At 66.2% G+C, this 1,129-nt stretch carries 1 protein-coding gene; it reads right to left on the bottom strand.

All coding sequences use genetic code 11. The annotated features are described in order from the left end of the window. Positions 1–44: 44 nt before the first annotated feature. Positions 45–959 (bottom strand): IS982 family transposase, encoded by a 915-nt coding sequence (locus ACWEKS_RS49395; protein WP_452346612.1) that lies wholly within the window; start codon positions 957–959, stop codon positions 45–47. Positions 960–1,129: the final 170 nt, after the last annotated feature.

Consider the following 1,129-nt stretch of genomic DNA (forward strand, 5'->3'; position numbering starts at 1 on the left):
CTAGATGATTGATTCCAAGGGGTGGGGCGGGCAGCCCCACTGTGTCAATGGTCGTAGGGGGTCAGTGATCGGTGGATCGGTGCACCGGTGTGGTCGTTGTGCCAGATCGCGGCGGTCAGCGCCAGGATGCGTTGCAGCACACGGACGATGACTCCGGCCCGGGTGCGCCCGCCGTGGCGTTCCAGGTCGAGTTGGGCTTTGAAGGTCTGGTTGATCGACTCGATGGTTTGGCGTAACGGCTTGAACAGGGCGGCGCCCGCGCGTGCGGGTTCGCCCTTGCGTGCCGGGCGCAGTAGCCGCAGCCCGGCCGCGGCGAGCTCGGTTTCGAACCCGGCACCGAAGTAGTTCTTGTCGCCGATCAGGGTCTGCCCCGGCCGGTCGGTCACCAGGGCCGGGTCCGCGGCCAGGATGCCCAGCAGGGTCTCGCGTTCGTCGGTTTTCGCGCCGGTCAGCGCGAACCCGATCGGCAGGCCGCCCAGGGTGGCGACCAGATGCAGCCGCAACCCCCAGAAATAGCGCGAATGCGAAGCGCAGTACCCGTATTCGGCCCACCCCGCCAGGTCGGATCGTTTCACGGTCTCGCGGGAGCATCCGCATCCGACCGGGGTGGAGTCCACGACCCACACGTCATCGGTCCACAGGCTGGTGTCGGTGGCCAGGGCGCGGGTCACCACGAGGATCATGGTGGCGGCGTGGCGCAGCCGCTTGTTGTAGCCGGGCTGTTGGGGCAGGTAGCCGAACAGGTGCCGCAGATGCTTGCGGGCATACCGCAGCCAGCGGGCCTCGGAGGTGTAACCGAGCAGTGCCTGCATCACTGCCAAGGTCACCAGCTCGGCGTCTGTCAGCCGGGGAGCGAACCCGACCACTGGGCGTGGCGGTGCCAGGTCCGGGCGAAGCCTCAACAGATCGTCGGTGCTGACGTAGAGTGCGGTGGCGAGGGTGTCGAGATCATTGCTCACAACCTTGACCTACGGCACTCTCGCCCAATTCTCGCCGCAATCAGCGGAATTCATTGTCCAGCAAGATCTTTCACCACCTTACAGCGGCAGGCGTCCACCGGTCCGGTCATCGCTGCGAGTGTGGCGCGCGGCTACACCGCGCACCACACCCCTTGGAATCAATCATCTAG

The organism is Nocardia sp. NPDC004711, assembly GCF_053601595.1.